22 protein-coding genes are annotated in these 20,101 nt (G+C 73.9%); 10 read left to right on the forward strand and 12 right to left on the reverse strand.

What is annotated here, in order from left to right:
* Positions 1 to 33 precede the first annotated feature (33 nt).
* The 3 genes from ACFWIC_RS12825 to ACFWIC_RS12835 form a co-directional block, all read right to left on the reverse strand.
* Positions 34 to 1,320, reverse strand: a complete 1,287-nt coding sequence (locus ACFWIC_RS12825; RefSeq protein ID WP_329950297.1) for a hypothetical protein — start codon at positions 1,318 to 1,320, stop codon at positions 34 to 36.
* A 280-nt stretch (positions 1,321 to 1,600) separates the two neighbouring features.
* Positions 1,601 to 3,313, reverse strand: coding sequence for an RICIN domain-containing protein (locus tag ACFWIC_RS12830; RefSeq protein WP_380518200.1), 1,713 nt, complete (start codon positions 3,311 to 3,313; stop codon positions 1,601 to 1,603).
* Between the two features lie 354 nt (positions 3,314 to 3,667).
* The gene (locus ACFWIC_RS12835; protein WP_329885518.1) at positions 3,668 to 3,907 is read right to left on the reverse strand and encodes a chaplin; all 240 of its coding nucleotides are present in this window, start codon (positions 3,905 to 3,907) and stop codon (positions 3,668 to 3,670) included.
* Positions 3,908 to 4,149: 242 nt separating this feature from the next.
* On the opposite strand from ACFWIC_RS12835, the gene ACFWIC_RS12840 reads away from it, so the two are divergent.
* The 4 genes from ACFWIC_RS12840 (at position 4,150) to ACFWIC_RS12855 (ending at position 5,820) form a co-directional block, all read left to right on the forward strand.
* Positions 4,150 to 4,392 (forward strand): chaplin, encoded by a 243-nt coding sequence (locus tag ACFWIC_RS12840; protein WP_329885519.1) that lies wholly within the window; start codon positions 4,150 to 4,152, stop codon positions 4,390 to 4,392.
* Positions 4,393 to 4,709: 317 nt separating this feature from the next.
* Complete coding sequence (locus tag ACFWIC_RS12845) at positions 4,710 to 4,952, forward strand: chaplin (protein WP_329885520.1); 243 nt, start codon at positions 4,710 to 4,712, stop codon at positions 4,950 to 4,952.
* A 107-nt stretch (positions 4,953 to 5,059) separates the two neighbouring features.
* Entirely contained in the window at positions 5,060 to 5,332 is a 273-nt protein-coding gene (locus ACFWIC_RS12850) for a chaplin (RefSeq protein ID WP_329885521.1), read from the forward strand.
* A 119-nt stretch (positions 5,333 to 5,451) separates the two neighbouring features.
* Positions 5,452 to 5,820 carry a hypothetical protein gene (locus ACFWIC_RS12855; RefSeq protein WP_329885522.1) on the forward strand — a complete coding sequence of 123 codons (369 nt, stop codon included), beginning with the start codon at positions 5,452 to 5,454 and terminating at the stop codon, positions 5,818 to 5,820.
* A 131-nt stretch (positions 5,821 to 5,951) separates the two neighbouring features.
* Here ACFWIC_RS12855 and ACFWIC_RS12860 read toward each other — a convergent pair whose 3' ends face one another.
* Entirely contained in the window at positions 5,952 to 6,611 is a 660-nt protein-coding gene (locus ACFWIC_RS12860; RefSeq protein WP_329885523.1) for a hypothetical protein, read from the reverse strand.
* A 300-nt stretch (positions 6,612 to 6,911) separates the two neighbouring features.
* Between ACFWIC_RS12860 and ACFWIC_RS12865 the strand changes: the two genes are divergently transcribed.
* The 3 genes from ACFWIC_RS12865 (at position 6,912) to ACFWIC_RS12875 (ending at position 8,205) form a co-directional block, all read left to right on the forward strand.
* The gene (locus ACFWIC_RS12865) at positions 6,912 to 7,256 is read left to right on the forward strand and encodes a rodlet layer protein (RefSeq protein ID WP_327678144.1); all 345 of its coding nucleotides are present in this window, start codon (positions 6,912 to 6,914) and stop codon (positions 7,254 to 7,256) included.
* An 80-nt stretch (positions 7,257 to 7,336) separates the two neighbouring features.
* Complete coding sequence (locus tag ACFWIC_RS12870; protein WP_327678146.1) at positions 7,337 to 7,681, forward strand: rodlet layer protein; 345 nt, start codon at positions 7,337 to 7,339, stop codon at positions 7,679 to 7,681.
* Positions 7,682 to 7,935: 254 nt separating this feature from the next.
* Positions 7,936 to 8,205 (forward strand): hypothetical protein, encoded by a 270-nt coding sequence (locus tag ACFWIC_RS12875; RefSeq protein ID WP_329951434.1) that lies wholly within the window; start codon positions 7,936 to 7,938, stop codon positions 8,203 to 8,205.
* A 53-nt stretch (positions 8,206 to 8,258) separates the two neighbouring features.
* Here the strand turns inward: ACFWIC_RS12875 and hemB are convergent, their stop codons facing one another.
* The 8 genes from hemB to ACFWIC_RS12915 all read right to left on the reverse strand — a co-directional run bounded on the left by hemB (position 8,259) and on the right by ACFWIC_RS12915 (position 15,730).
* A complete protein-coding gene (gene hemB, locus ACFWIC_RS12880; RefSeq protein WP_329885526.1) occupies positions 8,259 to 9,239 on the reverse strand; it encodes a porphobilinogen synthase in 981 nt (326 codons plus the stop codon).
* A 64-nt stretch (positions 9,240 to 9,303) separates the two neighbouring features.
* Positions 9,304 to 10,974 carry a bifunctional uroporphyrinogen-III C-methyltransferase/uroporphyrinogen-III synthase gene (locus ACFWIC_RS12885; protein ID WP_329885527.1) on the reverse strand — a complete coding sequence of 557 codons (1,671 nt, stop codon included), beginning with the start codon at positions 10,972 to 10,974 and terminating at the stop codon, positions 9,304 to 9,306.
* Entirely contained in the window at positions 10,971 to 11,996 is a 1,026-nt protein-coding gene (hemC, locus tag ACFWIC_RS12890) for a hydroxymethylbilane synthase (RefSeq protein ID WP_329951433.1), read from the reverse strand. The genes ACFWIC_RS12885 and hemC overlap by 4 nt, the downstream gene beginning before the upstream one ends.
* A 41-nt stretch (positions 11,997 to 12,037) precedes the next feature.
* On the reverse strand, positions 12,038 to 13,375 hold the full coding sequence (locus tag ACFWIC_RS12895) for a glutamyl-tRNA reductase (protein ID WP_329885529.1): 1,338 nt from the start codon (positions 13,373 to 13,375) through the stop codon (positions 12,038 to 12,040).
* Positions 13,372 to 13,512: a hypothetical protein gene (locus ACFWIC_RS12900; protein WP_329951432.1), complete on the reverse strand. Its 141-nt coding sequence runs from the start codon at positions 13,510 to 13,512 to the stop codon at positions 13,372 to 13,374. Before ACFWIC_RS12900 ends, ACFWIC_RS12895 begins: the two co-directional genes overlap by 4 nt.
* Entirely contained in the window at positions 13,509 to 14,405 is an 897-nt protein-coding gene (locus ACFWIC_RS12905; RefSeq protein WP_329885532.1) for a redox-sensing transcriptional repressor Rex, read from the reverse strand. The genes ACFWIC_RS12900 and ACFWIC_RS12905 overlap by 4 nt, the downstream gene beginning before the upstream one ends.
* A gap of 101 nt (positions 14,406 to 14,506) precedes the next feature.
* The gene (locus ACFWIC_RS12910; RefSeq protein WP_355403237.1) at positions 14,507 to 15,205 is read right to left on the reverse strand and encodes a 3'-5' exonuclease; all 699 of its coding nucleotides are present in this window, start codon (positions 15,203 to 15,205) and stop codon (positions 14,507 to 14,509) included.
* 246 nt (positions 15,206 to 15,451) lie between these two features.
* The gene (locus ACFWIC_RS12915; RefSeq protein ID WP_355403235.1) at positions 15,452 to 15,730 is read right to left on the reverse strand and encodes a glutaredoxin family protein; all 279 of its coding nucleotides are present in this window, start codon (positions 15,728 to 15,730) and stop codon (positions 15,452 to 15,454) included.
* Positions 15,731 to 15,946: 216 nt separating this feature from the next.
* Here ACFWIC_RS12915 and ACFWIC_RS12920 point away from each other — a divergent pair, with 216 nt between their 5' ends.
* The 3 genes from ACFWIC_RS12920 (at position 15,947) to ACFWIC_RS12930 (ending at position 20,026) form a co-directional block, all read left to right on the forward strand.
* Positions 15,947 to 17,002, forward strand: a complete 1,056-nt coding sequence (locus ACFWIC_RS12920) for an HAD family hydrolase (protein ID WP_380518211.1) — start codon at positions 15,947 to 15,949, stop codon at positions 17,000 to 17,002.
* Between the two features lie 626 nt (positions 17,003 to 17,628).
* Positions 17,629 to 18,402 (forward strand): ECF subfamily RNA polymerase sigma factor, BldN family, encoded by a 774-nt coding sequence (locus ACFWIC_RS12925; RefSeq protein WP_380353642.1) that lies wholly within the window; start codon positions 17,629 to 17,631, stop codon positions 18,400 to 18,402.
* Positions 18,403 to 18,679: 277 nt separating this feature from the next.
* Entirely contained in the window at positions 18,680 to 20,026 is a 1,347-nt protein-coding gene (locus ACFWIC_RS12930) for a DUF5667 domain-containing protein (protein WP_380353630.1), read from the forward strand.
* Positions 20,027 to 20,101 lie beyond the last annotated feature (75 nt).

A 20,101-nucleotide genomic window follows, 5' to 3' on the forward strand; every position in this document is an offset into this window, starting at 1 on the left:
CCCGCACGGGAACTCCCGCACGGGCGGGCCCGGCTACGGGATGCCGAGCTCGAACAGTGCGTACCCGGCGTACCATCCGGCCGCCACCGCGGGCATGGCGAACAGGCCCGCCACCGTGGTCGGCCGCAGCCGGCGCAGCGCGATCGCCAGCCCGATGAACAGCGGGAAGGCCGGCAGCAGGTAGCGCGAGATGTTGCCGTAGATCTGGTTGCTGCTCAGCGCGGTGAACAGGGTCAGCAGCGTGTAGACCACCAGCACCAGCGGCGGTCGCAGCCGCAGCAGGAGCACCAGCAGCCCGGGCAGGGCGATCAGCAGCGCCACCGCGATCAGGTCCGGTGCGGGGTTGGACTGCCAGAACGTCCAGTGCCCGGTGACCACGTCCAGCGTGGTGCGGGCGGTCGAGGCCCCCCAGTCGAAGTAGCGGTTCCAGGCACCGCGCTGCAGCTTGAAGTAGCCGGTCCAGTCGCCCATCCGGTAGCCGACCCAGGCGACGTACCCGAGCAGCCCCCAGGGGGTGATCAGCATCGCGGTCAGCGGGCGGGCGATCCCGTCGGTGCGCCGGACCAGCGCCACCAGCGCCGTGATCGAGACCGCCGCGATCAGCGCGGCGGCGGTCGGCCGGTTGAGACCGGCCACCAGCGCGAGCGTTCCCGCGGCCAGCCAGCGCCGGGTCATCACGCAGTAGCAGGCCCAGGTGGACAGGGCGACGAAGAGCGAGTCCGAGTAGACCGCCCACTCCACGCCCGAGCCCGGGAAGAGCCCCCAGATCACCGCCGCGATCACGCCCGCCCGGAAGCCCCCGAGCCGCTCGGCGATCGCGAAGATCCCGGCCGCCGCGACGAACGAGGCGATCACCGAGACGACGATGCCCGAGCCGTACGGCCCCAGCCCGGTGATCGTCCCCACCAGGCGCATCAGCCAGGGGTAGAGGGGGAAGAACGCGGCCGAGTTCTCGTAGTAGGTGGCGAGCGGGTAGCCGTGCAGCGCGATCAGCTGCGGGTCGTAGCCGTTCTCGGCGATCCGCTGGTACCAGATGCCGTCCCAGGTCCCCAGCACGTCCCACGGCTGGGCGCCGCCGCCCCGCCCCGGGTCCTTCTTCAGGAAGTCCTCGGTGTGCGAGAGCAGCAGCAGGAAGACGGTCAGGCCGGTCGCCTTCACCACGGCGTACGCGCCGAGCGCGGGCGCGAACCGGTCGACCGCGGCGGCGAACCGCCCCTGTCGTCGCTCCGGCTCCGCCCCGACCTCCCGCTCCACCGTCTCCGGAGGCGGCGGCACTCCCGCGCCACCGCCCGACGACTCGGTGCTCGATGCCGTGCTCATCAGCTCTGGACTCCCCGCCCCACTCGTGACCGGCGCGCCGACCGACACAGCGACGCCGGCCGAGCCTACGACACCGCCTTCTCCCGCCCCACCCCAACCTTCCGTGTCCGCCCTTCCACCACCGGGAGCCGCGGCCCGGCAGCGACGGACGGCAGTGACGGACAGGCAGCGACGGACAGGCAGCGACGGACAGCGGCGACACGCGGCGGGGAGACGGCGGTGACACGGCAGGGCCGCCGCCACCCCGGGCAGCGGGGCGGCGGCGGCCGGTCGGGGCGGGTCAGTCCCGGAGGTGGACGATGCCGAGCTTGGTGAGCTGCCAGAGCTGGGTGGGGGCACCGGTGTCGGCCGCGAGCTGGACGAGCGGGTTGCCCCCGGCGTCGAGCCGGCCGGTGGCGGTGACGACCTTGCCCTGGTCCTGCGAGTCGGCCAGCTTCCAGAGGCCGTCGCCGGCCGGTTTCACGAACCAGCGCTGGTTGCCGCCGCCGTGGCACCGCCACTGCTGGATGCGGGTGCCGGGTGCGGTCGAGCCGGCGTCGGCGTCCAGGCACATGGCGCGGTTGCCGCTGAAGGAGAGTTCGTAGCTGCCGCCGGCCCCGGCCTCCAGGACGAAGGACTGGTTGAGCCCGCCGGTGGCCGGATAGGTGATGGCGGCCCGGCCGTTGGTGGCGTCCCCGTACGTGCCGCCGCCGCTGAGGTCCAGCGCCCGGCCGTCGGCGGCGTTGGCCAACCGGTACCAGGCGCCGTCCTCGGGCTCGTCGGCGATCGGTCGACCGGGGGTGAGCGGCTGGATGGAGGTGGTGTTCCGCTGGTCGAGCGTGCAGTACGCCTGGGTGAGGTCGGTGCGGGCGTAGAACTGGCCGAGGCAGACCCCCTCGCCGCGGTAGCCGGCCACCCGCAGGTGGTACGACTGGCGGACCATGTTCATGCACAGGCCGGGGATGCCGATCTGCTGGTCACAGCCGTTGCGGACCCACTCGGAGAGGTTGATGACGTCCCCGTTGGTGTACTCGTACGGGGAGCTGGTCCACTTCGCGCAGACCTCGTGGCCGAAGGCGACCCGGCGCTGGTCGAGGTAGCGGACGCCGGGCACCTGTTCGGCCGCCCCGCGCAGCGCGTCGCTGAAGAGCGGCACCACCCAGTTGTGGCCCCAGGCGAGGTCCTCGGGGAAGGCCGGGCAGCCGTCGGCGACCTTGCCGAGGTAGTCGTTGCGCCGGATGTCCGGGGTGATCGGATTGAAGTACGACTGGTAGACCAGCTGGTAGGAGCCGTCGGCGTAGCCGGCCCTCCGCATGGTCTGCCGGATGTTCTGCAGCGCGGCGACCACCTTGGGCCGGACCTGCTGGGCCCGGCGGGCGATCTCGGCGCTGCCGATGGTGTCGCGGCACCCCTGGTCCTTGGGGATCGGGAAGTACTGCGCGAGGCAGTGCATCATGATCCCGCTGAAGTCGAAGTCGTCGTTGGCGCCGATGGTGACGACGACGAGCTTCACGTCGTACGCGGCGGCCACGCCGGCGAGCTGGACGTCCTGCTTGGCCTCGCCGAAGTCCCCGCTGCCGGGGCCGGTGATCTTCGCCAGTTCGGGGTCGCTGACCAGGTCGCCGGTCTGGGCGCCGGAGCAGGCGAGGTCGATCGGGGTGACGCCGGCGATGTCGGTGACGAAGATCTCCGACTTGGGGTGCCGGTGGCAGTAGTTGGCGGGGCTGTCCGTCTCGGGGAAGTAGCCGTCGGCGGTGTCGGTGCCGGCGCCCTCCCCGGAGATGGCGCTGTCGCCGAGGGCGACGATCGCGGGCGGGCGGGCGGTGGCGGCCCCGGAGCCCGCCGGGGCGGCGCCCGCGAGGGCGGCGGGGGTGGCGACCGTGCCGAGGGCGGCGGGGGTGGCGACCGTGCCGAGGGCGGCGACGAGGGCGCCCGCCGCCAGCAGCGCGCCGTAGGGGGAGCGGCGCGCGACCGTCCGGTTCCGCCGCGCACCTGCCCGTCGTGACCTGATCACACGCGACTCCTTGCGGGTGGGGACCGCCCGGCCGGGGGGTGCCCGACGGTTCGGAGCGTGGGGGGCTTCGGAGCTTCGGAGCGTAGAAAGGTGAGCAGGTCTCATATTCTAGGTACTGACAAGTAACGCAACAAGGCCCCTGACAACACCGGCAGTTGACGACCGCCCGGACCGACCGAACCGACGGGCCGGACGGGCCGGACGGGACCAACGGGGCGGACGGGGCGGACCGAACCGGCCGGGCTCACCGGTCGCCCCCGCCGGCCGCCCCCGGACATGCCGAGAGCCGCCGCCCCGCGCCCCAGGAGGGAAGCACGGGAACGGCGGCTCGCAGCGGGCCGGACCGGTCGCAGATCAGCCGTGGTTGACGCAGGTGTTGCCGAACGCGGGGTTCAGCAGACCGATGATGTCGATGGTGTTGCCGCACAGGTTGACCGGAACGTGGACCGGGACCTGCAGCTGGTTGCCGGAGATGACACCGGGGGAACCCGCGGCAACACCCTCCGCACCGGAGCTGGCCATCGCGGTGCCGGCACCGGCCGCCACGATGCCGACTACAGCGGCGCCGACGGCGGCCGTCTTCTTGATGCTCATACGAGCCTCCTGACTGTTCGACAGAGATGCACGGGGAGTGCGACATCTCCAACGAGACCCGGTCGAGCCGGTTGCTGGGGCACCCCCACTGTCACCCATCCGGAGGAACGGAACGGCCCGCCAGGCATTCGGGTGATCAGCACATCCGACCGTTTCCCCCCGAGCGCTCCCTCGTTCTCCCTGGCGGAACACGCTCCGCCCCGCTCCTCACGACGCTCTCTACGACGAATCGAGTCCCGCACATGCGCAAGCTCGCCCACGGCGTCCTCGGCACCGCGGCCACCGCCGCCCTGCTGGCCGCCGGCGCCGGCGCCGCCCACGCCCACGGCGCGTCCGCCGAGGGCGTCGCGGCCGGCTCCCCCGGCGTGGCCTCGGGCAACCAGATCCAGATCCCGGTGCACGTCCCGGTCAACCTGTGCGGCAACTCGATCAACGTGGTCGGCCTGCTCAACCCGGCGTTCGGCAACACCTGCGTCAACGCCTGATCCGGGGCGGCACCGCCGCCCGGCCCGCCCCCAGACGGGCGGCACCTCGACTCCGGGAGATCCGACGCCGGTCCAAGCCCGTCCGGAATTCCTCCTGGTCGTGCGTCTGCACGAATTCTTCCCGGCCGTGCGGGAATCGTTCGCGGCGCGCGGTGAAGCGGCGGCCGAATCATCGCCCGAGCCATGGGCGACACGCGCCATCTGGGCCGCCCGAGTGACAATCACGGCATTCCCAGAAGCCGACGGGCAAGGATTTCACCTCGCCCGGCTCCCGACTATTCCACAGACGGTCGGGCAGAAAACGGAGGAAGAACCACATGCGTAACCTCAAGAAGGCCGCCGCCCTGTCCCTCGCCGCCGCCGGTCTGGTGGTCGGTGCGGCCGGCGGCGCGTTCGCCAGCTCCGGCGCCCAGGGTGTCGCCGCCGGCTCCCCGGGTGTGCTCTCCGGCAACCAGATCCAGATCCCGGTGCACATCCCGGTCAACGTCTGCGGCAACTCCATCGGGATCGTCAGCATCCTGAACCCGGCGTTCGGCAACACCTGCGTCAACGCCGGCTGAACCGGCGGTCGCCGCACCGGTGACCGCCGTACTGCCGAATCCGTGCCGCACCCCGCCAGTGGCGGGGTGCGGCCCGCTACCGTGTGTGATCGAGGAGATCAACCCCCATGCAGAACGTGAAGAAGGCCGCCGTCCTCTCCGCCGCCGCCGCCGGCCTGGTGATGGGTGCGGCGGGCGCCGCCTCCGCCAGCTCCGGCGCGGAGGGCGTCGCCGCCGGCTCGCCCGGTGTCGTCTCCGGCAACCAGCTCCAGGTCCCGGTGCACATCCCGGTCAACCTGTGCGGCAACTCCGTGAACGTCATCGGCCTGCTCAACCCGGCGTTCGGCAACACCTGCATCAACGCCGAGGCGCCGCAGCACCACGTCGAGGACGACTGCTGATCCCGTCCGGCACGCGTTCCGGCCGCGCTGCCCTCCGGCCCACCGGCCGGGGGGCGGTTCGGCGTACCCGGGCGCGGTCCGGCCGCGCCGGGACCCACTCCCCCGAAGGGTGATTCCGCATGGTTTCGAAGAAGAGCGGGGCCGGCCTCGCCGCCGCCCTGGGTGCCGCGATGCTGCTCGGCGGCGCGGGAGCCGCACACGCGGCCCCGGCCGAGGGCGGTGCCTCGCTGACCAAGACCGACCTCGCCCAGGCACTCGGCGGCACGACCACCGGCCTCGGCTACGGCGTCGCACCGATCAAGGACCTGCGTCTGGACCCGTGGGCCAACTCCTCGGCCGACGTGCTGAACAACGGCGCGACCGTCAAGCCGGAGAACACCGGCCTGGCGCCGATCGGCACCGAGACGCTGACCGGCCCGCTCAGCGCCGGCGGCGGACCGCGCGACCTGCCGGTGGTCGGCCAGCTGCTCGGGGCACTGCCCGGCTGAGCCGGACGCCCGGCGGCCGTCCGCGATCCACGGCCGTACGCGGGAGAGCCCGGCACCCCCGTTCGGAGCGGGGTGCCGGGCTCTCCCGTGTACTGCGTCCGGCGTGCTGCGCGCTGCGGTGCGGGCGGCTGCTACAGCTGGGCGAGGCCGGCCAGGCCGGTCTCCTGCACCACGCCGGTGGCGGTCGCGGTGGTGGTGGTCGCCAGGTTGCCCACCGAGTCGGTCACCGAGATCCGCTCGTCCTCGTTGCCGAGGGTGGCCTTGGCCCCCGGAACGGCCTGGACGGCGCCGGTCACCAGCCGCGGGTCGATCTCGTCCACCTTGACCCGGCCGTCGGCGAGCTGTCCGGTGCCGTCCTGGACGACCGAGAGCGGCCTGCCGAGGCCCAGCCCGGGGGTGTCGGCGTGCAGCGGCGCGGCCGGGGCGTCCAGCAGCAGCTCGCCGAGGTCGGCGCCCTGGTCGACCAGGGGCAGCGGCAGCTCGGCCTTCGCGGTCGGGCCCACCTTGCCGGTGCCGAGGGCGGGGACGATCCGCTCCGGGATCAGCGCGCCGCCGGTGGTGTGGGCGGGCACGGGGGGCATCAGCAGCGAGGTCGGGATGCCGCCGGAGATCCGGCTGCCCAACGGCGCCACCGGCACGTCCACCGGGACCTGCTGGGTCGCCAGCTGGTCCTCCAGCGCCCCGACCTGCTCGGGGCTGACCGGGGCCGCGGCCGAGGCCGCCCCCTGGGAGGCGAGTACGCCCGCACCGACCGCCAGCAGCATCGCGCCGGCCCGCTTGGAGAACCTCATGCTTTTCACCGTTCCGCCTGTCCGTACTGGAGATCTCTGGGGAGGGCTGCGCGGGCGCAGCCCAAAGCAATCTGTCTCAACGAGCCACCGGGATCCCGGATTGCGGGCGTTAACCGGTTCGGGCTAATAATCCGACCGGGAAGGGGTTCGGGTCGCGCCTCCCGGACTCTTTTCAAAAATCCCCGTAACCTTCCGTGCCGTCATTCTTTGATCTGAACGTCAGTGACTGCAGACCGGGTCTGAGCGTTGTACGCGTTGTACGCACGGAAACTCAAGAGCATTTCAGAGAGGGATCTCCCCATGATCCAGAAGTCCTTCGCCGCCGCCGGGCTGGCTGCCGCCGCGCTGGCCGCCGCCGCCGCGCCGGCCTCGGCCATCGGTGACTCGGACGGCTCCGCCGGGTCCTTCCAGGGCAACGGCGGCACCAACTTCACCGGCACCGTCGGCGACCACAGCCCGAACTTCCACTTCCTGGACAACGCGAACGTCTGCCTGCCGGAGATCCACAACATCGCCGTCGGCGTGCTCGGCGTGGCCGTCCCGGTCGAGGTCCCGATCGCCAACAGCGGTGGCAAGCAGTACTGCACCCAGGGTCAGGGCACCCAGACCAAGGGCGACTCGGGCGTCTCCCACCTCATCGGCTGACCGCTCGCCCCACCTGCGTCACCCCTCCAGAACCACCCTTCGAATCGCTCCCCGATTCATCCCCCGAGAGGAACACCGAAATGATCAAGAAGTCCCTCGCCGCCGCCGGCCTCGCCGCCGCCGCCATCGCGATGTCCGCCGGCTCGGCCTCGGCCATCGCCGACTCGGACGGCTCCGCCGTCTCGGTCCAGGGCAACGGTGGCACCAACCAGACCGGCACCCACGGCGACCACAGCCCGAACTTCCACACCCTCGACAACGCGAACATCTGCCTGCCGGAGGTCCACAACATCGCGGTCGCCGTCCTCGGCGTGGCCGTCCCGGTCGAGGTGCCGATCCTCAACAGCACCCCGAAGCAGATCTGCAACGTCGGCCAGAACACCCAGTCCTCGGGCGACGCGGGTGTCTCGCACCTGATCGGCTGATCCTGCGGCACGGTGCGGCGGAGGGCCCGGGGACGTCTGGTCCCCGGGCCCTCCCGGCGTACGGGACCGGACGTCCGGCCGGCCGCACTCCGCGTGCGGGCCGGCCGGGTGACAGGCCGTCGGAACGGCGCGTGGGGCGCCGGTGCGGACGGCAGCGTGTGTTCACGTGTCAGAGCTGCCGCCCGGACACGGACCGGAGCACACGTCAGAGGCAGAGCGTTCCGACCGGACGCTCCGGAAGAGAGGGCAGATCCATGAAGAGCAAGCTGGGCAAGGTCGCGCTGACCGCCTTCGGCGCGCTGGCGCTGGCCGGTGTCGCCACCCCGGCGTCCGCGCACGTCGGCCTGGTCGGCGGCGGCGAGTTCGTCGCGTCGGCCGACCCGGTGTTCGCGGCCGGCGAGTGGTGGGGTCTCGCCCACACCTCGAACATCCACACCGGCGGGCACGGATGGGGAGCCGCCACCTCCACCGACGTCGTCGGCGGCGCGGAGGGCTTCGCCCACATCGGCGGCTGGGAGAAGTAGACGAAAGGCCGGGCCCCTCACCACAGAGGGGCCCGGCCTTCGTGCGTCCGCCGCTACTTCAGCATCGCGGCGGCCTCGACCGCCCAGTAGGTGAGGATCTGCTCGGCGCCGGCCCGGCGCAGCGACGTCAGCGTCTCCAGGATCATCCGCTCCCGGTCGATCCAGCCGTTCGCCGCGGCCGCCTCGACCATCGCGTACTCGCCCGACACCTGGTACGCCGAGACGGGCACCGGCGAGGCGTCGGCGACCTGGCGCAGGATGTCCAGGTAGGCCATGCCCGGCTTGACCATCACCAGGTCGGCGCCCTCGGCGACGTCCAGCTCCAGCTCGCGCAGGGCCTCCCGCGCGTTCGCCGGGTCCTGCTGGTAGGACTTGCGGTCACCCTTCAGCGAGGAGCCGACCGCCTCCCGGAACGGACCGTAGAACGCCGAGGCGTACTTGGCGGTGTAGGCGAGGATGCCCACGTCCTGGTGGCCGGCCTCGTCCAGGGCCCGCCGGACCACCGCGATCTGGCCGTCCATCATCCCGGACGGACCGACCAGGTGGACGCCGGCGTCGGCCTGCACCCGGGCCATCTCGGCGTAGCGCTCCAGCGTCGCGTCGTTGTCCACCGAGCCGTCGGCGGCCAGCACGCCGCAGTGGCCGTGGTCGGTGTACTCGTCCAGGCAGAGGTCGGACATGACCACCAGGGCGTCGCCGACCTCGGCGACCACGTCCCGGATCGCCTGCTGGAGGATGCCGTCGGGGTTGGTGCCCTCGCTGCCGACGGCGTCCTGCACCTCCGGGACGCCGAACAGCATGAGGCCGCCCAGGCCCGCCTCGGCCGCCTCGACCGCGGCCCTGCGCAGGGTGTCGCGGGTGTGCTGGACCACCCCGGGCATCGACGAGACCGGCACCGGCTCGCGCACGCCCTCGCGGACGAACACCGGCAGGATCAGCTCCGCCGGGTGCAGCCGGGTCTCGGCGACCAGGCGGCGCATCGCCGGGGTCGACCTCAGGCGGCGCGGGCGGACGTACGGGAATTCAGCGGACACTGCTTCTCTCTCCGAACGGTGGTGCGAGTGCCGGGGGCGGCGGGTGGGCCGCCCCCGGCCGTTGTCAGCGTGCGGCCTTGCGGCGCGAGCCGGGACGACGCTCGCTGGGCCGGTAGACCGGCTCGCCGGCGGCCGTCGCGGTGTCGCGGCGCTTGGCCCCGAAGTCCGCCAGTGCCTGGGCCAGCGCGGCCGCCGACGGCGCCGGGGCCATCACGTCGACCCGCAGGCCGTGCTCCTCGGCGGTCTTCGCGGTGGCCGGGCCGATGCAGGCGATGACCGTCACGTTGTGCGGCTTGCCCGCGATCCCGACCAGGTTCCGCACGGTCGAGGACGAGGTGAACAGCACCGCGTCGAAGCCGCCGCCCTTGATCGCCTCACGGGTCTCGGCCGGCGGCGGCGAGGCGCGCACCGTCCGGTACGCCGTCACGTCGTCGACCTCCCAGCCCAGCTCGACCAGGCCGGCCACCAGGGTCTCGGTGGCGATGTCGGCGCGCGGCAGCAGCACCCGGTCGATCGGGTCGAACACCGGGTCGTACGGCGGCCAGTCCTCCAGCAGGCCGGCGGCGGACTGCTCGCCGGACGGCACGAGGTCCGGCTTCACGCCGAAGTCGACCAGCGCCTGCGCGGTGGTCTCGCCGACCGCCGCGACCTTGATCCCGGCGAACGCCCGGGCGTCCAGGCCGTACTCCTCGAACTTCTCCCGCACGGCGCGCACCGCGTTCACCGAGGTGAAGGCGATCCACTCGTACCGGCCGGTGACCAGGCCCTTGATGGCCCGCTCCATCTGCTGCGGGGTGCGCGGCGGCTCGACCGCGATGGTCGGCACCTCCTGCGGCACCGCGCCGTACGAGCGGAGCTGCTCGGAGAGGCCGTGCGCCTGCTCCTTGGTCCGCGGCACCAGGACGTTCCAGCCGAACAGCGGCTTGGTCTCGAACCAGGAGTGCGAGGAGCGGTGCGCGACCTGCTCCCCGACCACGGCTATGACCGGGGTGGCCGGGTCCACCGGCGCCGACACCGGCGAGGGCAGCACCCGGGCCGCCTTCAGGTCGGCCGCGATGGTGGCCAGGGTGGCGGTGAAGGTGCGCTGGCGGGTGGTGGTGCCGGAGAGCGTCGCGCTCAGGGCCGACTCCGGCTTGCGACCGTTGGAGACCAGCGCGTTGGCGGTGGCGGGCAGCTGGCCCAGGGTGGTCCGCACCACCAGGGTGGTCTCCTGCGCGCCCAGGTCCACCGGCGAGCCGGCCAACAGGGCCGCGCCCTCCACGAACCGGACGTCGGTGCCGGCCGCGCCGCGCAGCGGCACACCGGCGTAGGCCGGCACGCCGACCGACTGGGCGACCCCGGGGATCACCTCGAAGGCGATCCCGGCGCCGGCGCAGCCGAGCATCTCCTCGGCGGCACAGCCGTCCAGGCCCGGGTCACCGTCGACGGTCCGCACCACGTGCTTGCCGGACCGCACGGCCTCGCGGACCAGCTCGGCCAGGTCGAACTCCGGCCCCTCCGCACCCGGGGCGTGCACCTGCACGCCGGACGGGCAGTGGCTGCGCACCGCGGCGGCGGTCAGCGGGTCGGCGACCAGGATGTCGGCCGAAGCCAGCACCTCGACCGCGCGCAGGGTCAGCAGGCCCGGGTCGCCGGGGCCCGCACCCAGGAAGGTGCATCGACCGGTGGCGGGGACCACGCCCCCGAACGGGCTGTCGGCCGGGAACGGGCTGTCGGTGGCGGCGGTGGGGCTCATCGGGCTCGCTCCCCCATCAGGGCGGCCGCGCCCGCGTCGAGCAGCCGGGCGGCCAGCGCGCGGCCGAGGGCCGCCGCCCGCTGCTCGGCGGTCTCGTCGAGGACGATCGGACCGTCGGCGGACATCTTCAGCAGGGTGGCGCCGTCGGTGGTTCCGACCACGCCCTCCAGCCGCAGTTCGTTCTCGTGGCCCCGGACCGCCAGGCCGGCGACCGGTGCGGAGCAGCCGGCCTCCAGGGCGGACAGCAGGGCGCGCTCGGCGGCCACCGCGACCCGGGTGGGGGTGTGGTCCAGAGCCGACAGCGCGGCAGCCAGCGACCCCCCGTCCGGAAGTACGGCGGTGGGGGTGCACTCGACGGCGAGCGCACCCTGGCCGGGGGCCGGGATCATCAGCTCGCGGTCCAGGTGCTCGGTGATCTCGGCGGCGCGGCCGAGCCGGTTCAGGCCGGCGGTGGCCAGCACCACGGCGTCCAGCTCGCCGGAGGCGACGAAGCCGATCCGGGTGTCCACGTTGCCGCGGATCGCCACCGTCTCCAGTTGTGCGCCCCGGGCCCGGGCCCAGGCGTTCAGCTGCGCCATCCGGCGCGGCGAACCGGTGCCGATCCGGGCCGTGCGGCCGGAGCCGGCCAGCTTCTCCACCAGCTCGCCCAGGGTCAGACCCTCGCGCGCCACCAGGGCGTCGCGGAAGTCCTCGCGCTCGGGGACGGCGGCCAGCACCAGACCCTCGGGGGCGGCGGTGGGCAGGTCCTTGAGCGAGTGCACGGCGAAGTCGATCCGGCCCTCCAGCAGCGCGTCGCGCAGCGCGGAGACGAAGACGCCGGTGCCGCCGATCTGGGCCAGCGCCTCGCGCGAGGTGTCGCCGTAGGTGGTGATCTCCACCAGCTCGACGGGGCGCCCGGTGAGCCGGGTCACCTCGCGGGCGACCATGCCCGACTGGGCCATGGCGAGCGCGCTGCGCCGGGTGCCGAGCCGCAGGGGTGCGGTGGCGTCCGGGGACTGGCCGGTGAGCGGTTGACCATTCATGAGGTGATCGTCCCGGTGGTACTCGTGGGATGGCTGACGGTTCATCTGGCGCCCCCGCCCGCAGGCTGCTGGGTGCCGATCGGTGTGCCGGAGACCGCGTGCACGGCGGCCGGGTCGAGGTCGAACAGCTCGCGCAGCGCGTCCGCGTAGGAGGCACCGCCCGGCTCGGCGGCGAGCTGCTTCACCCGTACGGTCGGGGCGTGCAGCAGCTTGTCGACAACCCGCCGGACGGTCTGGGTGATCTCGGCGCGGGAGCGGTCGTCCAGCGCGGGCAGCCGGGAGTCCAGGCGGCCCAGCTCGGCGGCGACGACCTCGGAGGCCATCGCGCGCAGCGCCACCACGGTCGGGGCGATCCGGGCGGCCCGCTGGGCGGCGCCGAAGGCGGTGACCTCCTCGGCGACGATGCCGGAGACCGCGTCGACGTCGCCGGCGCCGGGGGTCGCCGCGTGGGCGTGCGAGAGGCTCTCCAGGTCGACGAGGAGCGCGCCGGGCAGCTCGTGCACGGCGTGGTCGACGTCGCGCGGCATGGCCAGGTCGAGGAAGGCGAGCGGGGTGTCGGCGTGGCGGGACGCCACTGCGGCGGCGACGTCCTCGGACCTGATGACCACGCCGGCCGCGCCGGTACAGGAGATCACCAGGTCGACGTCGGCCAGCGCCTCGGGCACCTTGGCCAGTTCGAGGGTGCGGGCGACGTCCGCGCCGAGGATCCCGACCAGCCGCTCGGCCCGCTCGGGCGTCCGGTTGGCGATCAGCAGGTCGGTGACGCCGGAGCGGACCAGCGTGGCGGCGGCCAGCGAGCTCATCGAGCCCGCGCCGACCACCAGCGCCCGCTTGCCGGCGATCTCGCCGGCGCCGGCCGCGACCTGCTCCAGGCCGAAGGTCACCAGTGACTGGCCGGCCTTGTCGATGCCGGTCTCGCTGTGCGCCCGCTTGCCGACCCGCAGTGCCTGCTGGAAAAGCTCGTTCAGGCCGCGCCCCGCGGTGTGCTCGTCCTGCGCCCTGGCCAGCGAGTCGCGCAGCTGGCCGAGGATCTGGCCCTCGCCGACCACCATCGAGTCCAGGCCGCAGGCCACCGAGAAGAGGTGGTGGACGGCGCGGTCCTCGTAGTGGACGTAGAGGTGGGAGGTGAGCTCCTCCAGGTCGACCCCGCTGTGGTGGGCGAGCAGCAGCGACAGCTCGGCGACGCCGGCGTGGAACTTGTCCACGTCCGCGTACAGCTCGATCCGGTTGCAGGTGTTCAGCAGCGCGGCCTCGGCGACCGTCGCGGACGCGGCCGCGTCGTGCAGCAGCCGGGTCGGGACCTCACCGGTCAGGGCGGCGCGCTCCAGCACGCCGACCGGGGCGGTGCGGTGGCTCAGCCCTACGACGAGAAGACTCACGCCCGACCCCCGGTACCGCGGATCCCGATGCCCGAGCGGCGTCCGCCGCGCTCGGCGGGCTCGGCGGGCGCGGCGGACGGCACCCGGCCGCCGACGATCCGCCCGTAGTGCCCCTGCTGCCAGTGCTGCCCGCTCATGCCGGCATCACCGCGGAGAGGTCGCCCTCACCGGGCTTGCCGGGCTGGGACTTCGCCGCCGGGTCGCCGTCCTTGGCGGGCTCGGTGGCCGGACGGGCCTTGGTGCTGCCGCCGGCGGCACGGCGCAGCTTGGCGGCGGCCGCCCGGACCGGGCCGGGGGCGCGGTCGAGCACGGACTCGGCACGGTCCGGCTCGTCGCCGGCCTTGCGCTGCTCGTGGAAGGCGAGGATCTGCAGCTCGATGGAAAGGTCCACCTTGCGCACGTCGACGCCGTCCGGGACGGTCAGCACGGTCGGGGCGAAGTTCAGGATGCTGGTGACACCGGCCTCGACCAGCCGGTCGCAGACCTGCTGGGCGGCACCGGGCGGGGTGGTGATGACGCCGATCGAGACGTGCTGGCTCTCCACGATGGACTCCAGCTCGTCCATGTGGCGCACCGGGAGGCCGGCCGCACTGCTGCCGACCACGGCCGGGTCGGCGTCCAGCAGGGCCGCGACCCGGAAGCCGCGGGAGGCGAAGCCGCCGTAGTTGGCGAGCGCGTGGCCGAGGTTCCCGATGCCGACGATGACGACCGGCCAGTCCTGGGTCAGGCCCAGCTCGCGGGAGATCTGGTAGACGAGGTACTCGACGTCGTAGCCGACGCCGCGGGTGCCGTACGAGCCCAGGTAGGAGAAGTCCTTGCGCAGCTTGGCGGAGTTCACCCCGGCGGCCGCGGCCAGCTCCTCGGAGGAGACCGTCGGCACCGAGCGCTCGGAGAGCGCGGTGAGCGCGCGCAGATAGAGGGGCAGGCGCGCGACTGTCGCCTCCGGGATTCCCCGGGCACGCGAGGGTCGGCGCGCGGCGCCCTGCTCGGGCGTCTGCGAACTGCTCTGTGGTGATCGGCCGATTGCCACGGTGCTCCTGTGGGTGAAGCTGGGCTTTGGCAGCCAGGCTATGCGTTTGTGAACGTGTGCACAAAGATGGTGTCCGATTTGTCCCCACACAGTGATGCGCATCACGCCGTGGCACCTATAGCACCGGGCGCTTTCCGGGCCACCGCCGGGGGCGGTGCAGCGGGTGGCCGAGGGCCGTACAACGGCTCGCGCGGGAGCTCACGGCGGACCAGCGGGACCGGCTCCCCCTCCGGCCGGGACCGGGCGCCGCCCAACCTCGGCCACGGAACCCGGGCCGCCGCCCGCAGCGGCTCCACCCAGTCGCCGGGCGGACAGGACGGCGCACCCAGGCAGTGCCGGAGCAGCCCGGCGGTGGCCCGGGCGTCGCCCAGCGCGGTGTGGGCCGCGAACCCGCCCAGACCGGCCGCCTCCACGCAGGCCGCCAGGCCGAACCCGCGGGCCTCCGGCAGGTGGGTCCGGGCCAGCCGCATCGTGCAGAGCAGCGGCACGGAGGGCAGCGGGACCCCGATCCGGGCGAACTCACGATCGAGGAAGGCGTGGTCGCAGGTGACGTGATGGCCGACCAGCACCCGACCGGCCAGCAGCTCCAGCAGCCTGGGCGCGATCTCGCGGAACCGCGGGGCGCCCTCGACGTCCTCCTGCGCTATCCGGTGCACATGGGTCGGGCCCACCGGCCCGAGCGGGTCCAGCAGCGTGCAGAACTCGTCCTCCGGACGGAGCCGCTCGTCCAGCAGCACCACGGCGACCTCGACCACCCGGTGCCGCCAGGGGCTGCGGCCGGTCGCCTCCACGTCCACCACGGCGAAACCCCCGGGCCCGGCCGACGGGGCGGCGGGCGGCCCTGGGGGCGCCGCGGGGGGCGGACCGGGAAGCATGGCGGCACTCCTCGCGTGCTCAGCCCCCCATGGGCGCAGACGAGTTCGATCGTAAGCCGAGCACCGGGGGGCGCCCCAAGCCGCGTGCGGGGATTCTTCACAACGATTCGGCGAACCGACCCCGCCGACCGGCGGGGGCGCGGGCGCCGCCCGCCGGGCCCCCGGGGGGCGTCAGCCGCCGAGCGCGGCGCGCAGACGCTTCTCCTCCACCCGCCAGAAGTCGTGCTGGCGGCCGTCGATCAGGGTCACCGGGATCTGCTCCCAGTAGCGGCGGTAGAGCTCCTCGTCCTGCGTGATGTCCTTCTCCTCGAAGGTCGCGCCCAGCTCGCCCGTCACCCGGACGATCACCTCCCGGGCGTCGTCGCACAGGTGGCAACCGGGCTTGGCCACCAGGGTCACGGTCCGCTCGGCCGGCTTCGGGTTCTTGTCACGTCGCAGCAGTGGGCTCACCCCGCCATTGTGCGCCGCCCCTACAGGCCGCCGGACGGCGGCCGGGGCGGCCGGGCGAGGTCGGGCGCGGTCGGGCGCGGTTCCGTGGGCGGTCCGGGGGCGACGGGGCCGCGGCCGGCTCGCGGAGCGGCCGGTCGGGCGGACGGCGCGGCTGTTCACCGGCCCGGCACGCCGCCGTCACGGCCGCCCCGCGACCCGCTGGCTATGCTCGGTGACATGGCCGTGCTCCGAAGGCTCCTCCAGACAAGGCGACCCACCACCGCGCGGATCGCCCTGGCGGGCGAGGCCGCGGCCGAGGCCGCGGAGGCCGCCCTGCGCACCGCGCCGCAGCCGCCCGCCGACGTGGAGCCGGCCCCCGGGACCGTCGCCGGGCCGAGCGGGGAGACCGGGCCCGCCGGGGAAGGCACCGAGGAGAGCGCCGGGGAGGGCGCCGGGCAGCACGCGCGGCGCGGCAAGGCACCCAAGGCCCCCACCGAGAACCACACCCCCGAGCCGGACGACCCGCGCGCCGCCGCCTTCTTCGACTGCGACAACACCATCCTGCGCGGCGCCGCCATCTTCTACCTCGGCGTCGGCCTCTACCGCCGCGGCTTCCTCACCCGCCGCGACATCGCCCGCTTCGCCTGGCAGCAGGCGTGGTTCCGGCTGCACGGCGCCGAGGACCCGGACCACATGGCCGACGCCCAGCACACGGCGCTCGGCCTGGTCGCCGGCAAGCGGACCGCCGATCTGGAGGCCCTCTGCGAGGAGGTCTTCGACGAGGTCATCGCCGACAAGGTCTGGCCCGGCACCCGCGCCCTGGTCCAGATGCACCTGGACGCCGGCCAGCGGGTCTGGCTGGCCACCGCCGCGCCGGTGGAGGTGGCCAGGATCATCGCCGCCCGGCTCGGCATGACCGGCGCGCTCGGCACCGTCGCCGAGGCCCGCGACGGCGCGTACACGGGCCGGCTGGTCGGCGAGATGCTGCACGGCCCGGCCAAGGCGGCGGCCGTCCGCTCGCTTGCCCGCCGGGAGCGGCTCGACCTGGACCGCTGCGCCGCGTACAGCGACTCGGCCAACGACATCCCCATGCTCTCGCTGGTCGGGCACCCGTACGTGGTGAACCCGGACGGCGCGCTGCGGCGGCACGCCCGCTCGCAGGGCTGGCGCGTCCGGGACTTCCGGACCGGCCGGAAGGCGGCCCGGGTGGGCCTGCCGGCGGCGGCCGCGCTCGGGGTGACGGCGGGCGCGGTGGCGGCGGCGGTGGCCCTGCACCGCCGCCACCGGGCCTGACCCCGGCCCGGACCCGCCCGGGCGCGCACCCGGACCCGATCCTCCCGCCAGGCCGCCCGACGGAGTGAGCCCGGTCAATTCGCGCGCTGACCAGGCCGCTCTTACGGGCTAACTCCGGCGCGCCGGACGTCGATTCAGGGTCATCGACCGAACCCGACACCAGGTGACCGGTTCTGATCGCTCGCCAGTCCGGGAAAGTCAGGGGTTATCCGCGCCCAGGACAGGGAAACCGCCCCCCGCGCCGCCGAATTGGTCACCCGGCGCACCCGTTCGGTCACGTTGGGCCGGATGATCGATGACACGTTCGGTCAGTGTCAGCCTTATAAGTGGTCAATGCGGATCCCAAACGACCACTTCGACCACACGGTGTAGCTGTCATTGCACAAAGCGTTATTCTCTCCTGGATGCGCGTCACCCACCCGCCCCGGCATGACCGGGTGGTGCGGCCGTGCTCTCCGCGCAGGCGGAGGTGATCCGTCCACAGTTCTGCCTCTGGGAGTCCCGTGTACCCACCCGTCCGGAACGACGCGCCTGCACCCTCCCGCCCGTCGTCCGCGCCCCTGCGCTCCCGCACCAGCCTCCGCGGCCGCCCGGTCCCGCCCCGGCAGATCTCCACCGGCCTCGAACTGCTGCGCACCCTGCTCCGCAGCCAGCTCGTGACCTCGCCCCAACCGGTTCCCGCCGGAGCCGCGTTCGGCCCCGGCCAGCCGCACACCGGAGCCCCCTTGCTGCGCACCACCGCAGCCGGCTCGGCCGGCTCCGCCGGCACCGGTGCGCGCGGACGGACCGGAGCCGCCGGCACGGGCGGCCGGAGCCGGACCCGAACCACCACCGGCCCCGGCTACGAGACCGAGCACAATCCGATCATGGAGCTGGTCGAGCGGGCCCAGGCCGGCGAGAGCGAGGCCTTCGGCCGCCTCTACGACCACTACTCGGACACGGTCTACCGCTACATCTACTACCGGGTCGGCAGCCGGGCCACCGCCGAGGACCTCACCAGCGAGACGTTCCTGCGCGCGCTGCGCCGGATCGGCACGTTCACCTGGCAGGGCCGGGACTTCGGCGCCTGGCTGGTGACCATCGCCCGCAACCTGGTCGCCGACCACTTCAAGTCCAGCCGGTTCCGGCTGGAGGTCACCACCGGCGAGATGCTCGACTCCAACGAGTGCGAGCGCAGCCCGGAGGACTCGGTCCTGGAGTCGCTGTCCAACGCGGCCCTGCTGGAGGCGGTCCGGCGGCTCAACCCGCAGCAGCAGGAGTGCGTCACACTGCGCTTCCTGCAGGGGCTCTCGGTCGCCGAGACGGCGCGGATCATGGGCAAGAACGAGGGCGCCATCAAGACCCTCCAGTACCGCGCCGTCCGCACCCTGGCCCGCCTGCTCCCGCCCGACGCACGGTGAACGGGGCGCAGGCCGGGGGCGGCCCCGGCGCGGCGGGGGAGATAACCGGCGGGCCGTCATCCCCGATGACGGTCCGACACGTCCGGGTGAACGGTCGGTCCGATGATCAGCCGTGCGTAACCGACCGCCCGCACCACTCGTTGGCCAGCGTGCAAGCCTCCACCAGGCGTACGGTCAAGTCGAATTGCGACCTCTCACCCGATGGAGTGGCATTGGCTTGCCGGGGCAACCGTCCGGCAGGCCGGGGTGTCGACAACGACGAAGGGAGGTGTGGCCCGTGACGGCAAACGTGCTGGAGCACCGGCGGGCGAAGGCCTTCGCCGAGGCGCTGGAGGCCCACCAGGCGGAGCAACTCGCTACCGACGGCGCGGAAACGGCCAGGAGCACGGCCGGCAGCGCAGGTCCGGCCACCATGGCCGGGCTCATCGACATGGTCGGCGCGCTCGGCGCGCTGCCCGGCCCGGAGCTGGACCGCGAAGTCCGGACCGTCCAACGCGCCCAGCTGATGGCCGCGTTCGAGCAGGCTTTCGCCGGTGGACCGGGCGCCACGGTGCCCCGGCAGCGCCGCCATCGGGCGATCCGGAGTGCACCGCGCGGCCGCTGGAGCCGCCGGTTCGCGATCGGCGGGCTGGTGGCCGGGCTGGCCGTCGGGAGCCTCGCCGGCGCCGCGGCCGCCAGCACCGGGGCACTGCCGGGCGATCCGCTGTACGGGATGAAGCGCGGCCTGGAAGGACTCCGGCTCAACCTCGCGGAATCCGACACCGAGCGCGGCGAGCTGCTGCTGGACAACGCGGCCACCCGGCTCGGCGAGGCCCGGTCGCTGGTCGGGCGGACCGGAACCGGCGGCTCGCTCAGCCCGGGCACGGTCGACCAGGTCCGCAAGGCGCTCGACGACATGCACGCCGACGCCCTCCGGGGCCGCGACCTGTTGCGCGCCGTGTACCGCAGCAACGGCTCGCTCGACCCGATGCGCACCCTCGCCGGCTTCGCCGAGGGCGAGGACGGCGCCTGGGCCGAGGTCCAGTCCAAGCTGCCCGTCCAGCTGATCCCGCAGGCCCACCTGGTGGAACAGCTCTTCGACGACATAAGCGAGGACGTCGCGCCCCTGCGCCTGGCCGAACCGCCCGCCAAGAGCGGTGCACCGGCCGGCGGCGGGGCGGGCGGCGGCGCGCAGACCCCGGCCACCGGTGGGGACGGCGGTCCCGCCGGCACCACGGCCACGGGCGGCAACCCGGCTCCCGGCGCGCCCGCGCAGGGCGGCTCCGGCGCGGGTCCGGCCGGCAGCACGGCCGGCAGCGGCAGGCCCGGCACCGCCGAGCGTGCCCCGTCCGCGGGGGCGACCGTTCCTGCGCCTCCGGCCGCTCCCGGTGCCCCGGTCGACATCCTGCCGAGCAGCGTGCCCGGCAACGTCGTCCCGGCCCCGGTCGGCGGGCTGGTCGACAACCTCACCAACGGGCTCACGGGCGCCAAGCCCTCGCCCAGTCCGGACCCGGCGCCGGACCAGGCACCGGCCCAACCGTCCGCCACGCCCAGCCCGACCGCCGACGGCGCCCCGCAACAGGGCGTCGAGGTGCCCCCGCTGATCCCGGGCCTGCTGCCCGGGCTACGGATCCTCGGCGGCTGAGCGGCCGGAAGGACGATCGACCGCGTGGTGGTGACGCGGGTGGGCCCCGGTGGACGCGTCGTCCACCGGGGCCTG

Source organism: Kitasatospora sp. NPDC127035 (assembly GCF_042726075.1).
GTDB lineage: Bacteria > Actinomycetota > Actinomycetes > Streptomycetales > Streptomycetaceae > Kitasatospora.

Excerpts from the sequence above, each read along its gene's own strand:
- ACFWIC_RS12825 (WP_329950297.1), bottom strand. The coding sequence starts at position 1,320 with ATGAGCACGGCATCGAGCACCGAGTCGTCGGGCGGTGGCGCGGGAGTG.
- ACFWIC_RS12835 (WP_329885518.1), bottom strand. The coding sequence starts at position 3,907 with ATGAGCATCAAGAAGACGGCCGCCGTCGGCGCCGCTGTAGTCGGCATC.
- ACFWIC_RS12840 (WP_329885519.1), top strand. The coding sequence starts at position 4,150 with ATGCGCAAGCTCGCCCACGGCGTCCTCGGCACCGCGGCCACCGCCGCC.
- ACFWIC_RS12845 (WP_329885520.1), top strand. The coding sequence starts at position 4,710 with ATGCGTAACCTCAAGAAGGCCGCCGCCCTGTCCCTCGCCGCCGCCGGT.
- ACFWIC_RS12850 (WP_329885521.1), top strand. The coding sequence starts at position 5,060 with ATGCAGAACGTGAAGAAGGCCGCCGTCCTCTCCGCCGCCGCCGCCGGC.
- ACFWIC_RS12855 (WP_329885522.1), top strand. The coding sequence starts at position 5,452 with ATGGTTTCGAAGAAGAGCGGGGCCGGCCTCGCCGCCGCCCTGGGTGCC.
- ACFWIC_RS12860 (WP_329885523.1), bottom strand. The coding sequence starts at position 6,611 with ATGAGGTTCTCCAAGCGGGCCGGCGCGATGCTGCTGGCGGTCGGTGCG.
- ACFWIC_RS12865 (WP_327678144.1), top strand. The coding sequence starts at position 6,912 with ATGATCCAGAAGTCCTTCGCCGCCGCCGGGCTGGCTGCCGCCGCGCTG.
- ACFWIC_RS12870 (WP_327678146.1), top strand. The coding sequence starts at position 7,337 with ATGATCAAGAAGTCCCTCGCCGCCGCCGGCCTCGCCGCCGCCGCCATC.
- ACFWIC_RS12875 (WP_329951434.1), top strand. The coding sequence starts at position 7,936 with ATGAAGAGCAAGCTGGGCAAGGTCGCGCTGACCGCCTTCGGCGCGCTG.
- ACFWIC_RS12885 (WP_329885527.1), bottom strand. The coding sequence starts at position 10,974 with ATGAGCCCCACCGCCGCCACCGACAGCCCGTTCCCGGCCGACAGCCCG.
- hemC (WP_329951433.1), bottom strand. The coding sequence starts at position 11,996 with ATGAATGGTCAACCGCTCACCGGCCAGTCCCCGGACGCCACCGCACCC.
- ACFWIC_RS12900 (WP_329951432.1), bottom strand. The coding sequence starts at position 13,512 with ATGAGCGGGCAGCACTGGCAGCAGGGGCACTACGGGCGGATCGTCGGC.
- ACFWIC_RS12920 (WP_380518211.1), top strand. The coding sequence starts at position 15,947 with ATGGCCGTGCTCCGAAGGCTCCTCCAGACAAGGCGACCCACCACCGCG.